The sequence below is a fragment of the Herbaspirillum sp. genome, from assembly GCF_017744395.1.
GTDB lineage: Bacteria > Pseudomonadota > Gammaproteobacteria > Burkholderiales > Burkholderiaceae_D > Herbaspirillum.
In genome coordinates this window covers 219,934-237,054 of sequence record NZ_JAGIBI010000006.1, presented here as the reverse complement: position 1 = coordinate 237,054, position 17,121 = coordinate 219,934, and the positions used below count along the sequence as shown (strand labels likewise).

At 64.5% G+C, this 17,121-nt stretch carries 13 protein-coding genes; 7 read left to right on the top strand and 6 right to left on the bottom strand.

The genetic code is table 11. From position 1 onward, the window contains the following. Positions 1-23 precede the first annotated feature (23 nt). From J7548_RS15930 to J7548_RS15915, 4 genes are all read left to right on the top strand, one after another. Positions 24-809, top strand: coding sequence for an SDR family oxidoreductase (locus J7548_RS15930; protein WP_290976144.1), 786 nt, complete (start codon positions 24-26; stop codon positions 807-809). An 11-nt stretch (positions 810-820) separates the two neighbouring features. Then, the gene (locus J7548_RS15925; RefSeq protein ID WP_290976142.1) at positions 821-1,753 is read left to right on the top strand and encodes a 3-hydroxyacyl-CoA dehydrogenase; all 933 of its coding nucleotides are present in this window, start codon (positions 821-823) and stop codon (positions 1,751-1,753) included. Between the two features lie 509 nt (positions 1,754-2,262). Continuing rightward, positions 2,263-3,195 carry a 3-keto-5-aminohexanoate cleavage protein gene (locus tag J7548_RS15920; RefSeq protein ID WP_290976139.1) on the top strand — a complete coding sequence of 311 codons (933 nt, stop codon included), beginning with the start codon at positions 2,263-2,265 and terminating at the stop codon, positions 3,193-3,195. Positions 3,196-3,398: 203 nt separating this feature from the next. Then, complete coding sequence (locus J7548_RS15915) at positions 3,399-4,370, top strand: thymidylate synthase (protein WP_290976136.1); 972 nt, start codon at positions 3,399-3,401, stop codon at positions 4,368-4,370. Between the two features lie 118 nt (positions 4,371-4,488). Here J7548_RS15915 and J7548_RS15910 read toward each other — a convergent pair whose 3' ends face one another. The 4 genes from J7548_RS15910 to J7548_RS15895 all read right to left on the bottom strand — a co-directional run bounded on the left by J7548_RS15910 (position 4,489) and on the right by J7548_RS15895 (position 11,492). Further along, positions 4,489-5,934, bottom strand: a complete 1,446-nt coding sequence (locus J7548_RS15910) for an efflux transporter outer membrane subunit (protein WP_290976133.1) — start codon at positions 5,932-5,934, stop codon at positions 4,489-4,491. 61 nt (positions 5,935-5,995) lie between these two features. Next, positions 5,996-7,192 carry an efflux RND transporter periplasmic adaptor subunit gene (locus J7548_RS15905; protein WP_290976131.1) on the bottom strand — a complete coding sequence of 399 codons (1,197 nt, stop codon included), beginning with the start codon at positions 7,190-7,192 and terminating at the stop codon, positions 5,996-5,998. Positions 7,193-7,296: 104 nt separating this feature from the next. Next, positions 7,297-9,903 carry a glucans biosynthesis glucosyltransferase MdoH gene (gene mdoH, locus J7548_RS15900; protein ID WP_290976128.1) on the bottom strand — a complete coding sequence of 869 codons (2,607 nt, stop codon included), beginning with the start codon at positions 9,901-9,903 and terminating at the stop codon, positions 7,297-7,299. Further along, a complete protein-coding gene (locus tag J7548_RS15895) occupies positions 9,876-11,492 on the bottom strand; it encodes a glucan biosynthesis protein G (RefSeq protein WP_290976126.1) in 1,617 nt (538 codons plus the stop codon). The genes mdoH and J7548_RS15895 overlap by 28 nt, the downstream gene beginning before the upstream one ends. A 348-nt stretch (positions 11,493-11,840) precedes the next feature. Here J7548_RS15895 and J7548_RS15890 point away from each other — a divergent pair, with 348 nt between their 5' ends. Next, the gene (locus J7548_RS15890; RefSeq protein WP_290976123.1) at positions 11,841-12,350 is read left to right on the top strand and encodes a dihydrofolate reductase; all 510 of its coding nucleotides are present in this window, start codon (positions 11,841-11,843) and stop codon (positions 12,348-12,350) included. 194 nt (positions 12,351-12,544) lie between these two features. Beyond that, positions 12,545-14,809, top strand: a complete 2,265-nt coding sequence (locus J7548_RS15885) for an arginine/lysine/ornithine decarboxylase (protein ID WP_290976120.1) — start codon at positions 12,545-12,547, stop codon at positions 14,807-14,809. A gap of 90 nt (positions 14,810-14,899) precedes the next feature. On the opposite strand, the gene J7548_RS15880 is transcribed toward J7548_RS15885, so the two are convergent. Together J7548_RS15880 and J7548_RS15875 are read right to left on the bottom strand one after the other, a co-directional pair. Next, entirely contained in the window at positions 14,900-15,430 is a 531-nt protein-coding gene (locus J7548_RS15880) for a chromate transporter (protein WP_290976118.1), read from the bottom strand. Further along, positions 15,427-16,062, bottom strand: coding sequence for a chromate transporter (locus tag J7548_RS15875; protein WP_290976116.1), 636 nt, complete (start codon positions 16,060-16,062; stop codon positions 15,427-15,429). The genes J7548_RS15880 and J7548_RS15875 overlap by 4 nt, the downstream gene beginning before the upstream one ends. Positions 16,063-16,173: 111 nt before the next feature. Between J7548_RS15875 and J7548_RS15870 the strand changes: the two genes are divergently transcribed. Continuing rightward, the gene (locus tag J7548_RS15870) at positions 16,174-17,100 is read left to right on the top strand and encodes a LysR family transcriptional regulator (RefSeq protein WP_290976113.1); all 927 of its coding nucleotides are present in this window, start codon (positions 16,174-16,176) and stop codon (positions 17,098-17,100) included. Positions 17,101-17,121 lie beyond the last annotated feature (21 nt).

Genomic DNA, 17,121 nt, shown 5'->3' with positions numbered 1-17,121 from the left:
TACCGTACAAGGACTCAAGCATCATGGATCTGAATCTCAAGGACAAGAAAGTCATCGTCACCGCCGGCGCGCAAGGTATCGGCCTGGCCATCACCGCGGCCTTCGTGGAAGCCGGCGCACAGGTGCACATCTGCGACGTCAGCGACGACTTCCTCGACGGCGCGCGCAAGCAATTCGCCAGCGCGCCGGTCAGCTACAGCCGCACCGACGTCACCGACGAAAAGCAGGTCGACGCCATGTTCGCCGAACTCTCCAAGAAGTGGAACGGCCAGCTCGACGTGCTGGTCAACAACGCCGGCATCGCCGGCCCGACGCTGCCGGTGGAAGAAGTCGACCTGCCGGCCTGGGACCAGACCATCGCCGTCAACCTCACCGGCCCCTTCCTGTGCGCGCGCCGCGCGGTGCCGATGCTCAAGAAGAACCGCGGCGGCTCGATCGTCAACATCTCCTCCGTCGCCGGCCGCCTGGGCTTCGCGTTGCGCACGCCCTACTCCGCCTCCAAGTACGGCGTGATCGGCCTGACCGAAAGCTGGGCGATCGAACTGGGCCCGTCCAACATCCGCGTCAACGCGGTGCTGCCTGGCGTGGTGGCGGGCGCGCGCCAGGAACGCGTGATCGCCGCCAAGGCCGCCGCATTCGGCATTAGCCACGAAGAGATGCGCGAGCGCGCGCTGTCCAAGGTTTCGATGCGCAAGATGGTCACGGCCGAAGACATCGCCAACCAGATCATCTTCATCTGCTCGCCGGCCGGCGCCTCCATCAGCGGACGCAGCCTGTCGGTATGCGGCAACGTCGAAACCCTCGGCTGAAAGGGATATCCATGAGCGAAAAAATCGCAGTCGTCGGCGCCGGCCTGATCGGCCGCGCCTGGGCCATCGTCTTCGCGCGCGCCGGTTTCGAGGTCGCCATCTGGGACGCCGTACCGCAGGCGCTGCAAGCCTGCCAGCAACTGCTGCGCGAGAACATCGGCGACCTGGCCAGCCACGGCCTGATCGACGAAAGCGTCGACGTGGTGCTGGCGCGCATCCGGCCCGCCGGCAACCTGGCCGATGCCCTGCAAGGCGCGGCGCTGGTGCAGGAAAACGTGAAGGAAACGGTCGAGGTCAAGCGCGAGATCTTCGCCGAAATGGACCGCCTGGCCGGCCCCGACACCATCCTCACCAGCTCCACCTCATGGATCACGACCTCCGAATTCTCGGAACACCTCCCCGGCCGCGCGCGCATGCTGGTAGCGCACCCGGTCAACCCGCCCTACCTGGTGCCGCTGGTGGAACTGGCCCCGGCGCCATGGACCTCGCCGGCAACGGTGGAACGCGCACGCGACATCTACCTCCGCGCCGGCCAGTCGCCGGTGCTGCTGAAAAAGGAAATCACCGGCTTCCTGCTCAACCGCATCCAGGGCGCGGTACTGAACGAAGCGCTGAACCTGTACGAAAACGGCTATGCTTCCTCCGAAGACCTGGACAAGGTGCTGAAAGACGGACTCGGCCTGCGCTGGTCCTTCATGGGGCCGTTCGAAACCATCGACCTCAACGCGCCGGAAGGCGTGCTGGACTATGCGAAGCGCTACGGTCATACCTACCGCGACGTTGCCAAGACGCAGCCGCCCAATGAATGGCGAGCAGATACGCTGGCTGCCATCGAAAAGGAAAGGCGCACGGCGCTGCCCGCAGAGAAACTCGGCGAACGTGCGCGCTGGCGCGACAACCGGCTGATGGGATTGGTGGCGCACAAACGCAAACAGCCGGGATGAATGAAGAGATGAATCGTCGTCCTGACGAAAGTCAGGCCCCAGCGTCGTTCAACGACCTTTGATGAACGACGAACGCCACTGGGTCCCGGCCTGCGCCGGGACGACGCGTAGAAATGATAGCGGCCAAAAGCACCGAAGCCGCAGGCGAGCAGCAAGTACCGCAATGCCGAAGGCGAGCCGGACACGAAGTCCGCTTCTGACCAGCCGCTGGAATGAGGTGAAAAATGGATCAGAAAGGACGCCGGAGCGCAGCGACTTGCGGCCTTTCCCATTTTTCTCCTCATTCCAGCGGGAACCCCGAAGGGGCTGGGCAGTAGCGGTCGCCTTTCTTTGCTTACTTTCTTTGGCGAAGCAAAGAAAGTGAGCGGCTGCCGGGCCGCCCCCGGCGCTCCGCTCCGACCGGAGAAAGATAAGCATAGAGCCAGTACATCAGAACGCAGCAAGACCAGACTACCAAGCAAGAAGCCAAAATCAGCAACACAACAAACATTCAACAGGAGCACACCACCATGGCCAAATCCCGCAAAGTCATCATCACCTGCGCCGTCACAGGCGCGATCCACACCCCCTCGATGTCGCCGTACCTCCCGGTAACCCCCGACGAAATCCGCGACGCCGCCCTGGGCGCAGCCGAAGCAGGTGCCGCCATCGTCCACCTGCACGCACGCGACCCGCAAAACGGCAAACCCACCCAGGATCCCGACGAATTCCGCAAATTCCTCCCCGCCATCAAGGCCAAATCCAACGTCGTCATCAACCTGACCACCGGCGGCGCGCCGACAATGGGCGTACAGGAACGCCTGCAACCGGCGCTGCAACTGAAACCGGAAGTCGCCTCCCTGAACATGGGATCGATGAACTTCGGCCTGTACGAAATGCTGAACCGCTTCAAGGACTTCAAATACGACTGGGAAAAGCCCTACCTGGCCGAATCCGACGACCGCATCTTCCGCAACACCTTCAAGGACATCGCCTACATCCTCGAATCCTGCAGCGCCAACCAGACCCGCTTCGAAATCGAGTGCTACGACATCGGCCACCTCTACACCGCCGCCCACTTCATCGACCGCGGCCTGATCAAGCCGCCGTTCCTGATCCAGTCGGTATTCGGCCTGCGCGGCGGCATCGGCAACGACGTGGAAGACGTGATGCACATGAAGCGCACCGCAGACCGCCTGTTCGGCGACGACTATTTCTGGTCGGTGCTGGGCGCCGGCCGCGGCCAGATCCCGATCGCCACCATGTCGGCGGCCATGGGCGGGCACACCCGCGTCGGCCTGGAAGATTCGCTGTGGGACGGCCCCGGCCAACTGGCCAGGAGCAACGCCGACCAGGTCAAGCGCATTCGCACCGTGATCGAAGCGCTGTCGCTGGAAGTGGCCACGCCGGACGACGCACGCGAGATGCTCAAGCTCAAGGGCGGCAACAACGTGGCGTTCTGACCGGCATCATCGGTAAAACAAGCCGGCGGCCGGGGACGGTCGCCGGCTTTTTCATTGGCATCCGGAAACGGCGGCTTGATCAACTGGCAATACCGCCCACCGAACCGGAAGCCGGCGGCGGCATAAGCTACAATCTCCCCCATCCGATTCAGCCCGCCGCGTCATTGCCCTGTGTCAATGGCCGGCCTTTGCACCGCATCCCGATGAAACAATACCAAGACCTGATCCAAGACGTCCTCGACAACGGCAGCTGGCAAGAGAACCGCACCGGCATCCGCACCTTGAGCGTACCGGGCGCCATGATGCGCTTCGACCTGCAAAAGGGTTTCCCGGCCGTCACCACCAAGCGCCTGGCGTTCAAGTCGGTGGTGGGCGAACTGGTGGGCTTCTTGCGCGCCACCCGCAGCGCCGCCACCTTCCGCGAGCTGGGCTGCAAGGTGTGGGACCAGAATGCCAACGAGAACGCCGAATGGCTGGCCAACCCGTTCCGCGCAGGCACGGACGACCTCGGCCCGGTGTATGGCGTGCAATGGCGCCAATGGCCGGCCTACAAGGTGATCGACGCCGGCAAGACCGAACAGATCGCAGCGGCGCAGCGCAAAGGCTTCAGCATCGTCTCCGCGCTGACCGACAACGGCCAGGACAAGGTATTGCTGTACAAGGCCGTCGACCAGTTGCGCGAATGCCTGGACACCATCGTCAACAACCCGGCCAGCCGCCGCATCCTGTTCCACGGCTGGAATTGCGCGGTGCTGGATGAAGTCGCGCTGCCGGCCTGCCACCTGCTTTATCAATTCCTGCCCAACCAGGCGACCGGGGAAATCTCCCTGTGCCTGTACGTGCGCAGCAACGACATCGGCCTGGGCACGCCGTTCAACCTGGCCGAAGGCGCCGCCCTGCTGCACCTGGTCGGCCGCCTCACCGGCTACAAGCCGCGCTGGTTCACCTATTTCGTCGGCGATGCCCACATCTACGAGAACCACATCGACATGGTCACCGAGCAGTTGAAGCGCGATCCCTTCCCCGCTCCCAGGCTGGTAATTTCCGATCGCGTCCCCGATTTTGCCGTCACCGGCAAGTACCAGCCCGAATGGCTGGAGCTGGTGGAGCCGGGCGACTTCAGCCTGGAAAACTACCAGCACCACGCGCCGTTGACCGCCCCGATGGCGGTCTGACAAATCTCTCTCCGCCAAGAAAAACGCCTGACGCTTTCGAAAAAGCGCCAGGCGGATATGTCCAGCGTTACTTCACTGCCACGACCGGATCAAGTCGCTTCCTTCAATCGGCAATTCGCTACGGCATAACTCCATTCCCGGTCGCCTCGTCATGCCAGCCGCCGCCCAGTGCCTTGTACAAGGACACGGTCGCCTGCAGCCGCTGCAGCTTGATCTGGCCCAGTTGGTTCTGCGCATCCGACAGGATGCGCTGGGTGTCGAGCACCACCATCAGGTCTTCGGCGCCGGCACGGAAACGGATTTCGGACAGGTCGAAGGCGAAGCGCGCCTGGTCGACCTCGCCGCGCTTGAGCCGGTAGCGCTCTTCCAGGCTGCGGATCGCGCCCAGCGCCTTTTCCACTTCCGACAGGGAATTGATCACGCTCTGGCGATACACCTGCACCAGTTCTTCCTTCTGGGCGATGGCAAGGTCGCGCTGGTTCTTCAGGCGGCCGCCGTCGAAGATCGGCGCGATCAGGCCGGCGCCGATGCTGGCGAACAGGTTGGGACCGTCGAACAGCGACAGCAGCGCATTGCTTTGCGCGCCGGTGGAGGCGGTCAGCGTGATGCTGGGAAACAGCGCCGCGCGCGCTACCGCGACGTTGGCGTTGGCGGCGGCCAGGTTGGCCTCGGCGCGGCGGATGTCGGGCCGGCGCGTCAGCAGTTCCGACGGCAGGCCGGCCGAAATGCGCGGCATCTGGATGCGGGCCAGGCCCTTCTCCTGCACCGTGAAGTTCTGCGGCGGGCGGCCCAGCAGGATCGCCAGCGCGGTTTGCGCATCCTGCTCCTGCTGCTGCAGGTCGGGAATCAGCGCCTTCTGGTTGGCCAGCGCCGAACGCTGGCGCGCCAGGTCCAGCGGCGAAGCGGAACCGGCCCGGCTTTGCGCTTCGACCAGCCGCAGCACGCGCTCGGCGGTGCTAACGTTCTGGCGGGCGATCTCCAGCCGGTCGCGCAGCGACAGCACCTGCAGGTAGGTCGAGACGATGCCGCTGGTCACCGTCAATGCGACGGTCTCGCGGTCATAGCGGTTGGCGCGCAGCGAGGCTTCGGCGGCGTCGCGGCCTGCGCGGTTCTTGCCCCAGAAGTCGACTTCGTAGCTCACCTGCAAGGCGGCGCTGGCGGAGTTGACGGGCGAACCGCCCGAGATCGGGAAATCGCGCGCGGCGCTGGTGTCGAGTTCGACATTGGGCAGCAGCGGCGCGCCGGCGATGCGCGCCTGCGCCTCGGCTTGCTTGACGCGCGAGAATGCGGCCGCGATCTCGAAATTGTTGTGCTGCCCTTCATCGACCAGCGCGGTCAGCTCGCTGCTGCCGAACTGCTTCCACCAGTCCGAATCCGGCCAGAGCTGTTCCGCATGCGCCACATCGGTCAGGGCGCCGGCGCTCCATTTGTCGGGCACCTGCATCTCGGGGATCGGCTCGATCTCGACTTTGCGCGAGGCGCAGCCGCCCAGCGCCAGCGCCAAGGCCAGCGCCAGGGGCAGCGGGGAAAACGGTGCGAACTTGCGTGGACTGCGGGGATTCATATTCCGGATGCGTAAAAGGTAATGCAGATGGCACAGATGGTACTGCGGCGTTGAACAGGTTCTACTGCTTCGGCGCGACCGGCACCAGCACCTGTTCCCCTTCCTTCAGGCCCGATATCACTTGCGCGCGTTCGCCGTCGCGGATGCCGATCCTGATCTTGCGCGTCTCCAGCTTGCCGCCGTCCAGCACCACCTTCACGGTCTGGGTGCCGTCCATGCCGGGCTTGGTCACCAGTGACAGCGGAATGCTCAGCGCCTGCTCCACGTGCGCCAGCACGAAATAGACGTCGGCGCTCATGCCGCTCATCAGTTCGCGGCTGGGATTGGCGACATCGAACAGCACGGTGTAGAAGGCTTTCTTGCCGTACCGCCCGGAATCGTCGGTAGGCAGCAGCATGATCTGGCGCAGCTTGCCGCTCCAGCGCTTGCCGGGATAGCCGGGCGTGGTGAAATAAGCGGTCATGCCCTTCTGCAGGCGCGTGACGTCTTCTTCGGCCACCGGCACCTGCACCGTCATGCGCGAGAGGTCGGCGATGCGCATCAGCACTTCCTGGTTGCCGGCCACCATCTGGCCCACACGCGCGTTCATAGTGACGATGGTGCCGGCCACCGGCGCTTCGATGCGGGTCTGCTTCTGGATCGCCTCATCTTCCCTGATCGCGGCTTCGGTCTGCTGGATCTGGGCATTGGTGGCATCGACCTTGGCCGCGGCCGAATACATGTTCATGCGGCTGGATTCGTAGGACTCTTCGCGCGTGGCGTTCTCGGCCTTCAGCTGGGTCTGGCGCTGGAACTGCAGCTGGGCGAAGTCGAGCTGGGCATTCTGCCCCGCCAGTTCCGCCTTCAGGCGCGCCAGCTGGGCGCGGTTGTTTTCGATGCGGCCGCTCTGCACGGCCGGCGACACCGTGGCCAGCAGCTTGCCTGCCTTGACCGTCTCGCCGACGGCGACATCCACGTCGGCGATCTGGCCGGCCACCTTGGAACCGACATCCACATAGGTCTGCACCACCACATTGCCGGTGGCATTGACCACTTGCTCGATGTCGGCCTTCTCGACCCTGGCCGTCTCCAGCTTCACCGGCACCGGCTTGGCCGGCGGCGGCGCCGGACGGTGCAACCCGATGGCGATGCCGCCCGCGGCCAGCAAGGCCAGGATGGCGCCGCCCCACAACGCCATGCGCTTGCCGCACGCGTTGCCATTGCCGATGGCTGGCGCTGCCTGGGTTGCCGGCCGGGAGTCGTCGTGCTGCTGGGTCATGGTCGATTACGTGTGATTGCGTATGATTGCGTGTATTACGCGTATTGCGAAAATGATTTCAGAAAAAGATGACGGCCGGATTACCGACCGGCCGCATCCTGTCCTTACGCTGCCGCCGCCTGCTGCGGCGGATCGGCGATCGCCGCCAGCCAGTCGGCATGGACTTCCCTTCCCCCGCGCCATACCGCCTGGTGCAATTGCGACAGCAATTGCGGTTCTTCCAACAGCGTGTTCTTCTGCTTGTCGCTGAGCCCATCCGGGCCGTCCCGCAATGCCATGCGCACCAGCTTCTCGCGCAGCTCCCGCGTCAACTGCGGCGCGTCCGGATGCGCATGCGCGGTGGCGCAGACCAGGGCGTTGAACGACGGATCGACGACGGCATCGACAAAACCCGGCAAGTCCGGCGTCTCGTTCAGATGGCGCACGGTTTCGCGCAGCTCGAACGGCGGATCGGTCTCTTCGGGAATCTTGAACAAGCCGGCGCCACGGAAAGCGCGGCCGAACGATACCCGCGACGACAACACCGACGCCGGTATCGAGATCGCCAGCGAGCCGGCGATCGGCAGCAGCCACCAGATGAACGACGGGTTGAGCCAATATACCAAGGCGCCCCAGGCCACGCCCAGCAGCGAGTGCCAGCCGTGGCGGCGCAGCGCTTCGCCCCAGCCGGTTTCGTTGTCGGCGCGCGGGGGCGACTTCCAGCCGGCGTTCCAGCCGAAGAAGGCGCCCAGCACGAAGCGCGTGTGGAACAGCATGCGCACCGGCGCCAGCACCATCGAGAACAGCAGTTCCACCAGCATGCTGGCCGCCAACGCCAACCTGCCGCCGAACCCGCGCGCGCCTTTCACGGCGAACAGCAGCACCGCCAGGATCTTGGGCAGGAACAGGATGGTGGCGGTGGCCGAGACCAGCGCCAGCGCCTTCTCGGGATGCCATTCCGGCCAGATCGGATAAAGCTGGCGCGGTTCGACGAAGTAGGTCGGGTCGATCAGCGTATGGGCCGCCAGGAGGCCGGTCGAGAGCAGCAGGAACACGCCCCACAGCGGCGCCGACACGTAGGCCATCGCCCCCGTGACGAACACGGCGCGGTGCACGATATGCATGCCGCGTACCAGGAACAGGCGGAAGTTCATCAGGTTGCCCTGGCACCAGCGGCGGTCGCGGCTCAACTCGTCGAGCAGGTTGGGCGGCATTTCCTCGTAGCTGCCGTCGAGGTCGTAGGCGATCCACACCGACCAGCCGGCGCGACGCATCAGCGAGGCTTCGACGAAGTCGTGCGACATGATCGGGCCGGACAGGTTGCCCTTGCCCGGCAGCGGCGCCAGCGCGCAGTGCTTCATGAAAGGCTGCAGGCGGATGATCGCGTTGTGGCCCCAGAAATGCGACTCGCCCAGCTGCCAATAGTGCAGCCCGGCCGTGAACAGCGGACCGTACACGCGCGTGGAGAACTGCTGGATGCGGGCATACAGCGTATCGCGCCCGGCCGCGCGCGGCGCGGTCTGGATGATGCCGGCGCCGGGATGCTCTTCCATCAGGCGGGTCAGCTTGGTGAGGCAGTCGCCGGTCATCACGCTGTCGGCATCGAGCACCACCATGTAGCGGTAGTCGCCGCCCCAGCGCCGGCAGAAGTCGTCCAGGTTGCCGCTCTTGCGCTTGACGCGGCGGCGGCGGTGGCGATAGAAGATGCGGCCGAAGCCGCCGGTCTCGCGGCACAGGCTGGCCCAGGCGGCGGTCTCGGCGGCGCAGATGTCGGCCTGGCCGCTGTCGGAGAGGATGAAGAAGTCGAAATGCTGCAACTGCCCGGTGCGCTCCAGCGACTCGTAGGTCGCGCGCAGGCCGGCGAACACGCGCGCCACGTCTTCGTTGCAGATGGGCATGACGATGGCGGTGCGGGCCTCGGGGGCGATCTCCTTGTTGCCAGCCTTCTCATGCGAGATCAGGTATTTGTCGTCGCCGCGCATCAACACCAAAAAGCCCGTCATCGCGGTCCAGAAACCGGCCGAGACCCACAGGAACAGCAGCGCGAACAGGGCCAGGATCAGCATCTCCAGCGGCTTGGTGCCATGGTAGGGCAGCACGTCGCTCATGAAGTAGGTGGCCATCGAGGTCTGCAGCGCCATCAGCACCAGCAGCGTGATGCGGCGTACGTTGCCGGTATGCTGCCAATGGCCCTTCGGGTCGGGCGCGTCGGAACTGTCGAGGTGGTCTTCGATGTAATGCGGTTCGTTGTCCGGCGCCGGTTCGGGCGCGGCCTTGGCCTTCTTGCCCCGGCGCCAGCGGCTGGGACGACGCTCCAGGCGGCGGTTCTCTTCCTCCACCCAGCGCGAGAAGGGATTGAGCTCGCCCCACGGGCGCGGCACCATCGACTTGCGGTTCAGCGGCGGCGCCACGGCGATGTGCGGCTGGCCGCGGTCGCTGCCGATCGGCGGCGCACTGGCCGCGGCGGCATCGGAGCCGGCCGGGTACATCAGGCGCAGGCGCGCCTCGACCGAGGCTTGCGCTACTGCGGGAGAGGCGCCGGCATCCTGTCCGGACTCACCGGCCAGCACGCGGTGCAGGTCGGCCACCGGATCGCCGGAGCCCATTCCGCCCGCCCGCTCCGCCAGTTCGCGGCGCTGCCCGGGCGACAGCGGCAGGCGCGCGAGATAGTCCTCAAGCGCCTGGGATGCCGCCGTGGCCTGCCTTAGTTGGGGGGTAATATGTAGCTCCACGTTTCTGACAATGTTGCGCCGCCGTTGGCATTGCGCAGGAAACCGCGCAGCTCGACTGGCTTGTTATCTTCCACCCGGCGCAGCTTGACTTCAATACGCCAGCCGCCGGTCATGTCGTTCTTGCGAGTGGTCACGCTCGCGATCTTGCCGTTGGCATCGGCTTCCACCACGCCCTCGACGCGGGCGTTGGGCGCCAGCTTCTTCAGCGCGGCGCCGTCGAAGTCGATGGCCAGGGCTTGCGAATCGTCCTGCTTGCCGTCCTGCTTGGGGCGGTAGCCATGGCCCAAGCGGGTCTGCGCGACCCAGGCCAGCGGGGGACGCTTCTCGTTTTCCTTCTGCCACAACAGCCGGTATTCCACGTTCAGCGGCTGGCCGGCCTTGGGCATGGTGTTGGGTACCCAGTAGGCCACGATGTTGTCGTTGGTCTCGTCCGGCGTAGGGATCTGCACCAGCTCCACCCGGCCAGAACCCCACTTGCCCTTGGGTTCGACCCAGGCGCTGGGGCGGTTCTGGTAGTTGTAGTCCAGGTCCTGGTAGCTGGAGAATTCGCGGTCGCGCTGCATCAGGCCGAAGCCCATCGGATTGTCGAACGAGAACGACGTCACCAGCAGGCGCTTGGGATTGACCAGCGGCCGCCACAGCCATTCGCCGGTGCCCGACTGCATCGACAGTCCGTCCGAATCGTGCACCTCGGGGCGGAAGTCGTCGCCCGGGCCCGGCTGGTTCTCGCCGAACAGGAACATGCTGGTCAAGGGCGCGATACCCAGCTTGGTCACGTTGGCGCGCAGGTAGACCTGCGCCTTCACGTCCATCACGGTATCGGTTCCGGGCTTGAGCACAAAGCGATAGGCGCCGGTGGCGCGCGGAGAATCCAGCAGCGCGTAGATCGTCAGCTCGCGGCTGTCGGGGGCCGGGCGCTCCAGCCAGAATTCGGTGAAGCGCGGGAACTCCTCGCCGGAATACAGCGCGGTGTCGATCGCCAGCCCGCGCGCGGACAGCCCGTAGCCCTGTCCCTTGCCCATCGCGCGGAAATAGCTGGCGCCGTGGAAGGTCAGCACATCGTCCTTGACCTTGGCCGAGTTGACCGGGAAACGGATACGGAAGCCGGCGAAACCGATGTTGCGCAACGAGCGCGGATCGATATTGCGGTTGGCGCTGTAATCGAACAGGGCCGGGCTGAAATTGATTTCATGCGCCGCCCCGTCGACCACCTCGTTGATCTTGACCGGCTCGGTGAAGGTGCCGCCCAGGTGGATGAAGGACAGCTCGAACGGCAGCTTCTGCGCGCGCCAGTACGCCTTGTCGGCGCGGAAATGGATCTGGTTGGCCTGCTCGTAGCTCAGGCCCTTGATCGGCTTGGGCAGGTCGTCGGAAGGCTTTTTGTATGATTTGGCAGACAGCGCCTTGGCGCGCGCGGCCACGGTATTGAAATCGAAGGCGAAGGCTGCCGACTGCACCGCCAGCAGCCCGGCGACACTTGCTGGAATGACAAGGCGACGCCACCAGGCCGGCCGTGCGGCACGGCGCGGGAAGCATCCCGGCGCAGGCCATTTGATGAACTTGAACGACATTATTGTTTGGTCCGACATGCAGTTTTCTGATTGGAGCGCTTCCCGCCTGCGGCTGCCGTACGCCGCGACCAGCCCGGAAAGCAAGGCGCTAGTTTACCCAAATGTTGCGTGAATTGTTTGTGTGGATGGCTTGAATCCGGTATTTGCCGGCGATATTGACCGCAGGCAACCCGATGGCGGCCTTGCCGCCCCGGTTCCCGAGCACGGCGCCGGGCAGCCCGTCGGCACATTATCGACATAACTATGTGCCAACAGGTGTAAGGGCAGCGGTGCCACAGAAAGTTCCGTAGTGCAGCATAGGGCTGCTAACATTACATGTTTGGCGCTCCCGCACGTGCCCTTCCCCAACCTGAACAGCTTACGCGCATGTCTTCCTCCCCCGCAGCAGGCAACCTGACTATCGTCGTCGCCACCGACCGCAACAACGGCATCGGCATCAACAACACCCTGCCCTGGCACCTGCCGGAAGACCTGGCGCACTTCAAGCGCACCACCTCGGGCCACGCCATCCTGATGGGACGCAAGACCTTCGAGTCGATCGGCCGGCCGCTGCCCAACCGCCGCAATATCGTCATCACCCGCAATGCGGACTGGCAACATCCGGGGGTGGAAACCGCCACCTCCCTGCCGGCCGCCGCCGCGCTGGCCGCCACGCCCGATAATGCCCCCGCCTTCATCATCGGCGGCGCGCAGATCTACGCCGAAGCGCTGCCGCTGGTGAACCGCCTGATCATCACCCGTATCGAACAGACATACGACTGCGACGCCTTTTTCCCGGCGCTCGACCCGCAAATCTGGCAGGAAACCGCGCGCGAGGAGCACCGCGCCGAAACTTCCGGATTGAACTACGCGTTTGTGACATACGAAAGACGCTGAGCGGGTGCGGCCCGCCGCTGTTGCTTTTTTCCGTTTTTTGCTTAATATGCGCACCTCTTTCGCGCATATCTGCGACAATCCGCTTTCTTTTTTGGCGCGCAAGCTCTTGCCCAGGCGCAGTACCTTTTTTGCCCCCCTGAACGCATGCCGCTCTCTGTGATGGCGTCCTCTGCGCTCAAGCCCTGGAGAACACCATGAAATTCCGTTTCCCGATCGTCATCATCGACGAAGACTTCCGCTCCGAGAACACTTCCGGCCTCGGCATCCGCGCGCTGGCCGACGCCATCCAGGAAGAAGGCATGGAAGTGCTGGGCGTGACCAGCTACGGCGACCTGGCCCAGTTCGCCCAGCAGCAGTCGCGCGCCTCGGCCTTCATCCTGTCGATCGACGACGAGGAACTGGGCGCGGGCTCCGACGAGGAAACCGATTTCGCGCTGAAGGCCCTGCGCGCCTTCGTCGGCGAGATCCGCCACAAGAACGCCGACATCCCCATCTACCTGTACGGTGAAACCCGCACCTCGCGCCACATCCCCAACGATGTGCTGCGCGAACTGCACGGCTTCATCCACATGTTCGAAGACACCCCGGAATTCGTGGCGCGCCACATCATCCGCGAAGCCAAGTCCTACCTGGACGGCCTGGCGCCGCCGTTCTTCCGCGCGCTGGTCGATTACGCCCAGGACGGCTCCTACTCCTGGCACTGTCCCGGCCACTCGGGCGGCGTGGCGTTCCTGAAGTCGCCGGTGGGCCAGATGTTCCACCAGTTCTTCGGCGAGAACATGCTGCGCGCCGACGTCTGCAACGCGGTCGAGGAACTCGGCCAACTGCTGGACCACACCGGCCCGGTCGCCAATTCCGAACGCAACGCCGCGCGCATCTTCAACGCCGACCATTGCTACTTCGTCACCAACGGCACCTCGACCTCCAACAAGATGGTCTGGCACTCGACGGTGGCGCCGGGCGACATCGTGGTGGTCGACCGCAACTGCCACAAGTCGATCCTGCACTCCATCATCATGACCGGCGCGATCCCCGTGTTCCTGATGCCGACCCGCAACCACCTCGGCATCATCGGCCCGATCCCGCTGGAAGAGTTCACGCTGGAAAGCATCAAGAAAAAGATCGAAGCCAACCCCTTCGCCCGCGAAGCCAAGAACAAGAAGCCGCGCATCCTGACCATCACGCAGTCGACCTACGACGGCGTGGTGTACAACGTCGAGACCCTGAAGCAGATGCTCGACGGCGAGATCGACACCCTGCACTTCGACGAAGCCTGGCTGCCGCACGCCACCTTCCACGACTTCTACAAGGACATGCACGCCATCGGCAAGGACCGCCCGCGCGCCAAGAAGTCGATGATCTTCTCCACCCAGTCGACCCACAAGCTGCTGGCCGGCCTGTCGCAGGCGTCGCAGATCCTGGTGCGCGAATCGGAGACCGTCAAGCTGGACGAGGATGCCTTCAACGAAGCCTTCCTGATGCACACCTCGACTTCGCCGCAATACTCGATCATCGCCTCCTGCGACGTCGCCGCGGCCATGATGGAAGCCCCCGGCGGCACCGCGCTGGTGGAAGAAAGCATCCTGGAAGCGCTGGACTTCCGCCGCGCCATGAAGAAGATCGACCAGGAATTCGGCAACGACTGGTGGTTCCAGGTCTGGGGCCCGAACGAGTTCGCCGCCGACGGCATCGGCGAGCGCGAAGACTGGGTCATCAAGGCGGAAGACGACTGGCACGGTTTCGGCGACCTGGCGCCGGGCTTCAACATGCTCGACCCGATCAAGGCCACCATCGTCACCCCGGGCCTGGCGCTGAACGGCCAGTTCGGCGAGAACGGCATCCCGGCCTCGATCGTGACCAAGTACCTGGCCGAGCACGGCGTCATCGTCGAGAAGTGCGGCCTGTACTCGTTCTTCATCATGTTCACCATCGGCATCACCAAGGGCCGCTGGAACACGCTGGTGACTGCGCTGCAGCAGTTCAAGGACGACTACGACAAGAACGCGCCGATCTGGCGCATCCTGCCCGAGTTCGCCGCCGCCAACCAGGGCCGCAATGCGCGCTACGAGCGCCTGGGCCTGCGCGACCTGTGCCAGCAGATCCATGAAACCTACAAGGCCTACGACGTTGCGCGCCTGACGACGGAAATGTACCTGTCGGACATGCAGCCGGCCATGAAGCCGTCGGACGCCTTCTCCAAGATGGCGCACCGCGAAATCGAACGCGTGCCGCTGGACCAGCTGGAAGGCCGCGTCACCTCGATCCTGCTGACGCCTTACCCGCCGGGCATCCCGCTGCTGATCCCGGGCGAGATCTTCAACAAGACCATCGTCGACTACCTGAAGTTCGCGCGCGATTTCAACGAGAAATTCCCGGGCTTCGAAACCGACGTGCACGGGCTGGTCAAGCGCGAAGTGGATGGCAAGCGCGACTACTTCGTCGATTGCGTGAAGCAGTAATGTTCGATGTGCAGGCCTCCCCGGGCCTGCGTTGCAAACAGCAAAGCCGATACCGTTTCACCGGTATCGGCTTTGTTTTTTTGAGGGTTCTTAGAACGACCCGAGATAAAAATACCCCGCCAGCGCGCCGCCGAACAGCAGCCACAACGGATGAATCCTGGTCTTCAACGCGATGATGGCAGTGGCGGCAGTGATCGCCGCCAAAAAGCCGTGCGTGATCGACGCCTGGGCGATCAGCAAGGCGCTGGCCGCGACCAGCCCGCCGGTGACCGGCAGCAGGCCGGCCTGCACATGGCGGCGCCACGGCTTGTCCTTGAAGCGCTCCCACACATGCAGCATGATGATCGTGATCACCGAAGACGGACCGAACTTGGCGAAGGTGGTCACCAGCATGCCCCAGAAACCGGCCACGTGCCAGCCGACCAATGTCACCACCATCAAGTTGGGGCCGGGAGCGGCCTGGCCCAGCGCGAACAGCGCACTGAAGTCTTCCGCCGTCATCCAGTGGTGGACTTCCACTACCTGGCGCTGCATCTCCGGCAGGATGGTGTTGCCGCCGCCGAAGGCCAGCACCGAAAGCTGGGTGAAGATGATGGTCAGGGCGATCAGGGTTCCGCTCATTTCGCTCCCTCCTTCGCGGTTTCCTTTTGTGCGGGTTCCTTCCTGGCCGCGAACCGGTCGCCATAACGCGCCGTCAACACCACGCTGACCGGCGTCATGACCAGCATCACCCACACCAGCGGAACGCGCACAAAGGCGATCAGCACGAAGCAAACGATGGCCACCGCCGCCAGCACCGCATTCTTGCGCAGCGGCAGCGCGATCTTCACCGCCATCTGGATCAGCAGGCCGGCCGCCGCCGCGGCCAGGCCGGCGAACAGGTGCTTGACGTTGGGGTCGTGCTGGTAGTGCTGATAGATCATGCCCAGCACGATCACCACCGCCGAAGGCACCGCGATCAATCCGGAAATCGCCGCCAGCGCTCCCCTCAGCCCACGGAACTTCATGCCCAGCGCCACCGAGAGGTTGATGATGTTGCCGCCCGGCAGGAACTGGCACAGGCCCAGCAGTTGCACGAATTCGGCATCGGTCAGCCAGCGCCGGCGCTCGACCACCATGCGGTGCGCCAGCGGCAGCGCGCCGCCGAATGCGGTCATGCCCAGGCCGAGGAAGCCCATGAACAGTTCTTTGGAAGTGGGTGGGGTGAAACCTGGCGGCGCGGTATCGGCCTGGATGTGTTCTGGAGTGCTCATGCTCATCTCGCAATGCTGCTGTACGGCATCATTACCGCACGGATGAAAGGCTACTCTTGGAGAGGGTTTTTGTCTAATATATGTCAAATACTAAATCCATACTTAAAACATATGTCACCTGCCATCGACCTGCGCCTGCTGCGCTACTTCATCGCCGTGGCCGAGGAAGGCCACCTGACCAAGGCGGCCCAGCGCATCGGCATCCAGCAGCCGCCGCTGTCGCAGCAGATCCGCGTGCTGGAGAAGGAACTCGGCGTGACGCTGTTCAACCGCATGCCGCGCGGCATGGAACTGACCGAAAGCGGCGTCGCCCTGCTGGCCGACGCGCGCGCCATCCTGGCGCAGGTCGATGCCACGGTGGCCGGCGTGCGCCGCATCGCCCAGGGCAAGATGGGGCGCATCGCGGTCGGCTTCACCGAATCGGCCTCGCTGCATCCCTTCGTGCCGGCGGTGATCCGCGCCTTCCGCGCAGCCGCGCCCGATGTGGCGCTGACGGTGGAAGAAACCAACACCAGCGAGCTGGTCGAAGCGGTCCGCCAGAAGCGGCTGGACCTGGCCTTCGTGCGCTCGCCGGTCGGCGACGCCTCCGGCATCGTGATGGAAACGGTGCTGGTCGAGGAAATGGTGGCCGCCCTGCCGGCCGACCACCCGCTGGCAGGCAACGGCCGCAAGAAGAGCATCGCGCTGTCGGCATTGGCCGACGAATCCTTCATCATGACGCGCCGCCCCAGCGGCCCCGGCTTGTACGACACCATCATCGCCGCCTGCCACAGCGCCGGCTTCAGTCCGCGTGTGACGCAAGAATCGCGCAAGAACCTGTCCACCCTCACCCTGGTCGCCGCCGGCCTGGGCGTGGCGGTGGTGCCGGCATCGATGATGCACGTCAGCGCCGAAGGCGTCACCTACCTGAAACTCAACGATACGCCCACATTGAAAGCGCCCCTGCACGTCGCCTACCGGGATGGGGAAATCGGCGGCGCAGTCGGACTGATGCGCAGCGAAGCCCTGACCTTGAGTCCGCTGCAGAAAAAACGTTGATTCATTGATGCCACAGAAACG

Coding starts and splice junctions, on each gene's coding strand:
- J7548_RS15930 (WP_290976144.1), top strand. CDS start 24: ATGGATCTGAATCTCAAGGACAAGAAAGTCATCGTCACCGCCGGCGCG.
- J7548_RS15925 (WP_290976142.1), top strand. CDS start 821: ATGAGCGAAAAAATCGCAGTCGTCGGCGCCGGCCTGATCGGCCGCGCC.
- J7548_RS15920 (WP_290976139.1), top strand. CDS start 2,263: ATGGCCAAATCCCGCAAAGTCATCATCACCTGCGCCGTCACAGGCGCG.
- J7548_RS15915 (WP_290976136.1), top strand. CDS start 3,399: ATGAAACAATACCAAGACCTGATCCAAGACGTCCTCGACAACGGCAGC.
- J7548_RS15910 (WP_290976133.1), bottom strand. CDS start 5,934: ATGAATCCCCGCAGTCCACGCAAGTTCGCACCGTTTTCCCCGCTGCCC.
- J7548_RS15905 (WP_290976131.1), bottom strand. CDS start 7,192: ATGACCCAGCAGCACGACGACTCCCGGCCGGCAACCCAGGCAGCGCCA.
- J7548_RS15895 (WP_290976126.1), bottom strand. CDS start 11,492: ATGTCGGACCAAACAATAATGTCGTTCAAGTTCATCAAATGGCCTGCG.
- J7548_RS15890 (WP_290976123.1), top strand. CDS start 11,841: ATGTCTTCCTCCCCCGCAGCAGGCAACCTGACTATCGTCGTCGCCACC.
- J7548_RS15885 (WP_290976120.1), top strand. CDS start 12,545: ATGAAATTCCGTTTCCCGATCGTCATCATCGACGAAGACTTCCGCTCC.
- J7548_RS15880 (WP_290976118.1), bottom strand. CDS start 15,430: ATGAGCGGAACCCTGATCGCCCTGACCATCATCTTCACCCAGCTTTCG.
- J7548_RS15875 (WP_290976116.1), bottom strand. CDS start 16,062: ATGAGCACTCCAGAACACATCCAGGCCGATACCGCGCCGCCAGGTTTC.
- J7548_RS15870 (WP_290976113.1), top strand. CDS start 16,174: ATGTCACCTGCCATCGACCTGCGCCTGCTGCGCTACTTCATCGCCGTG.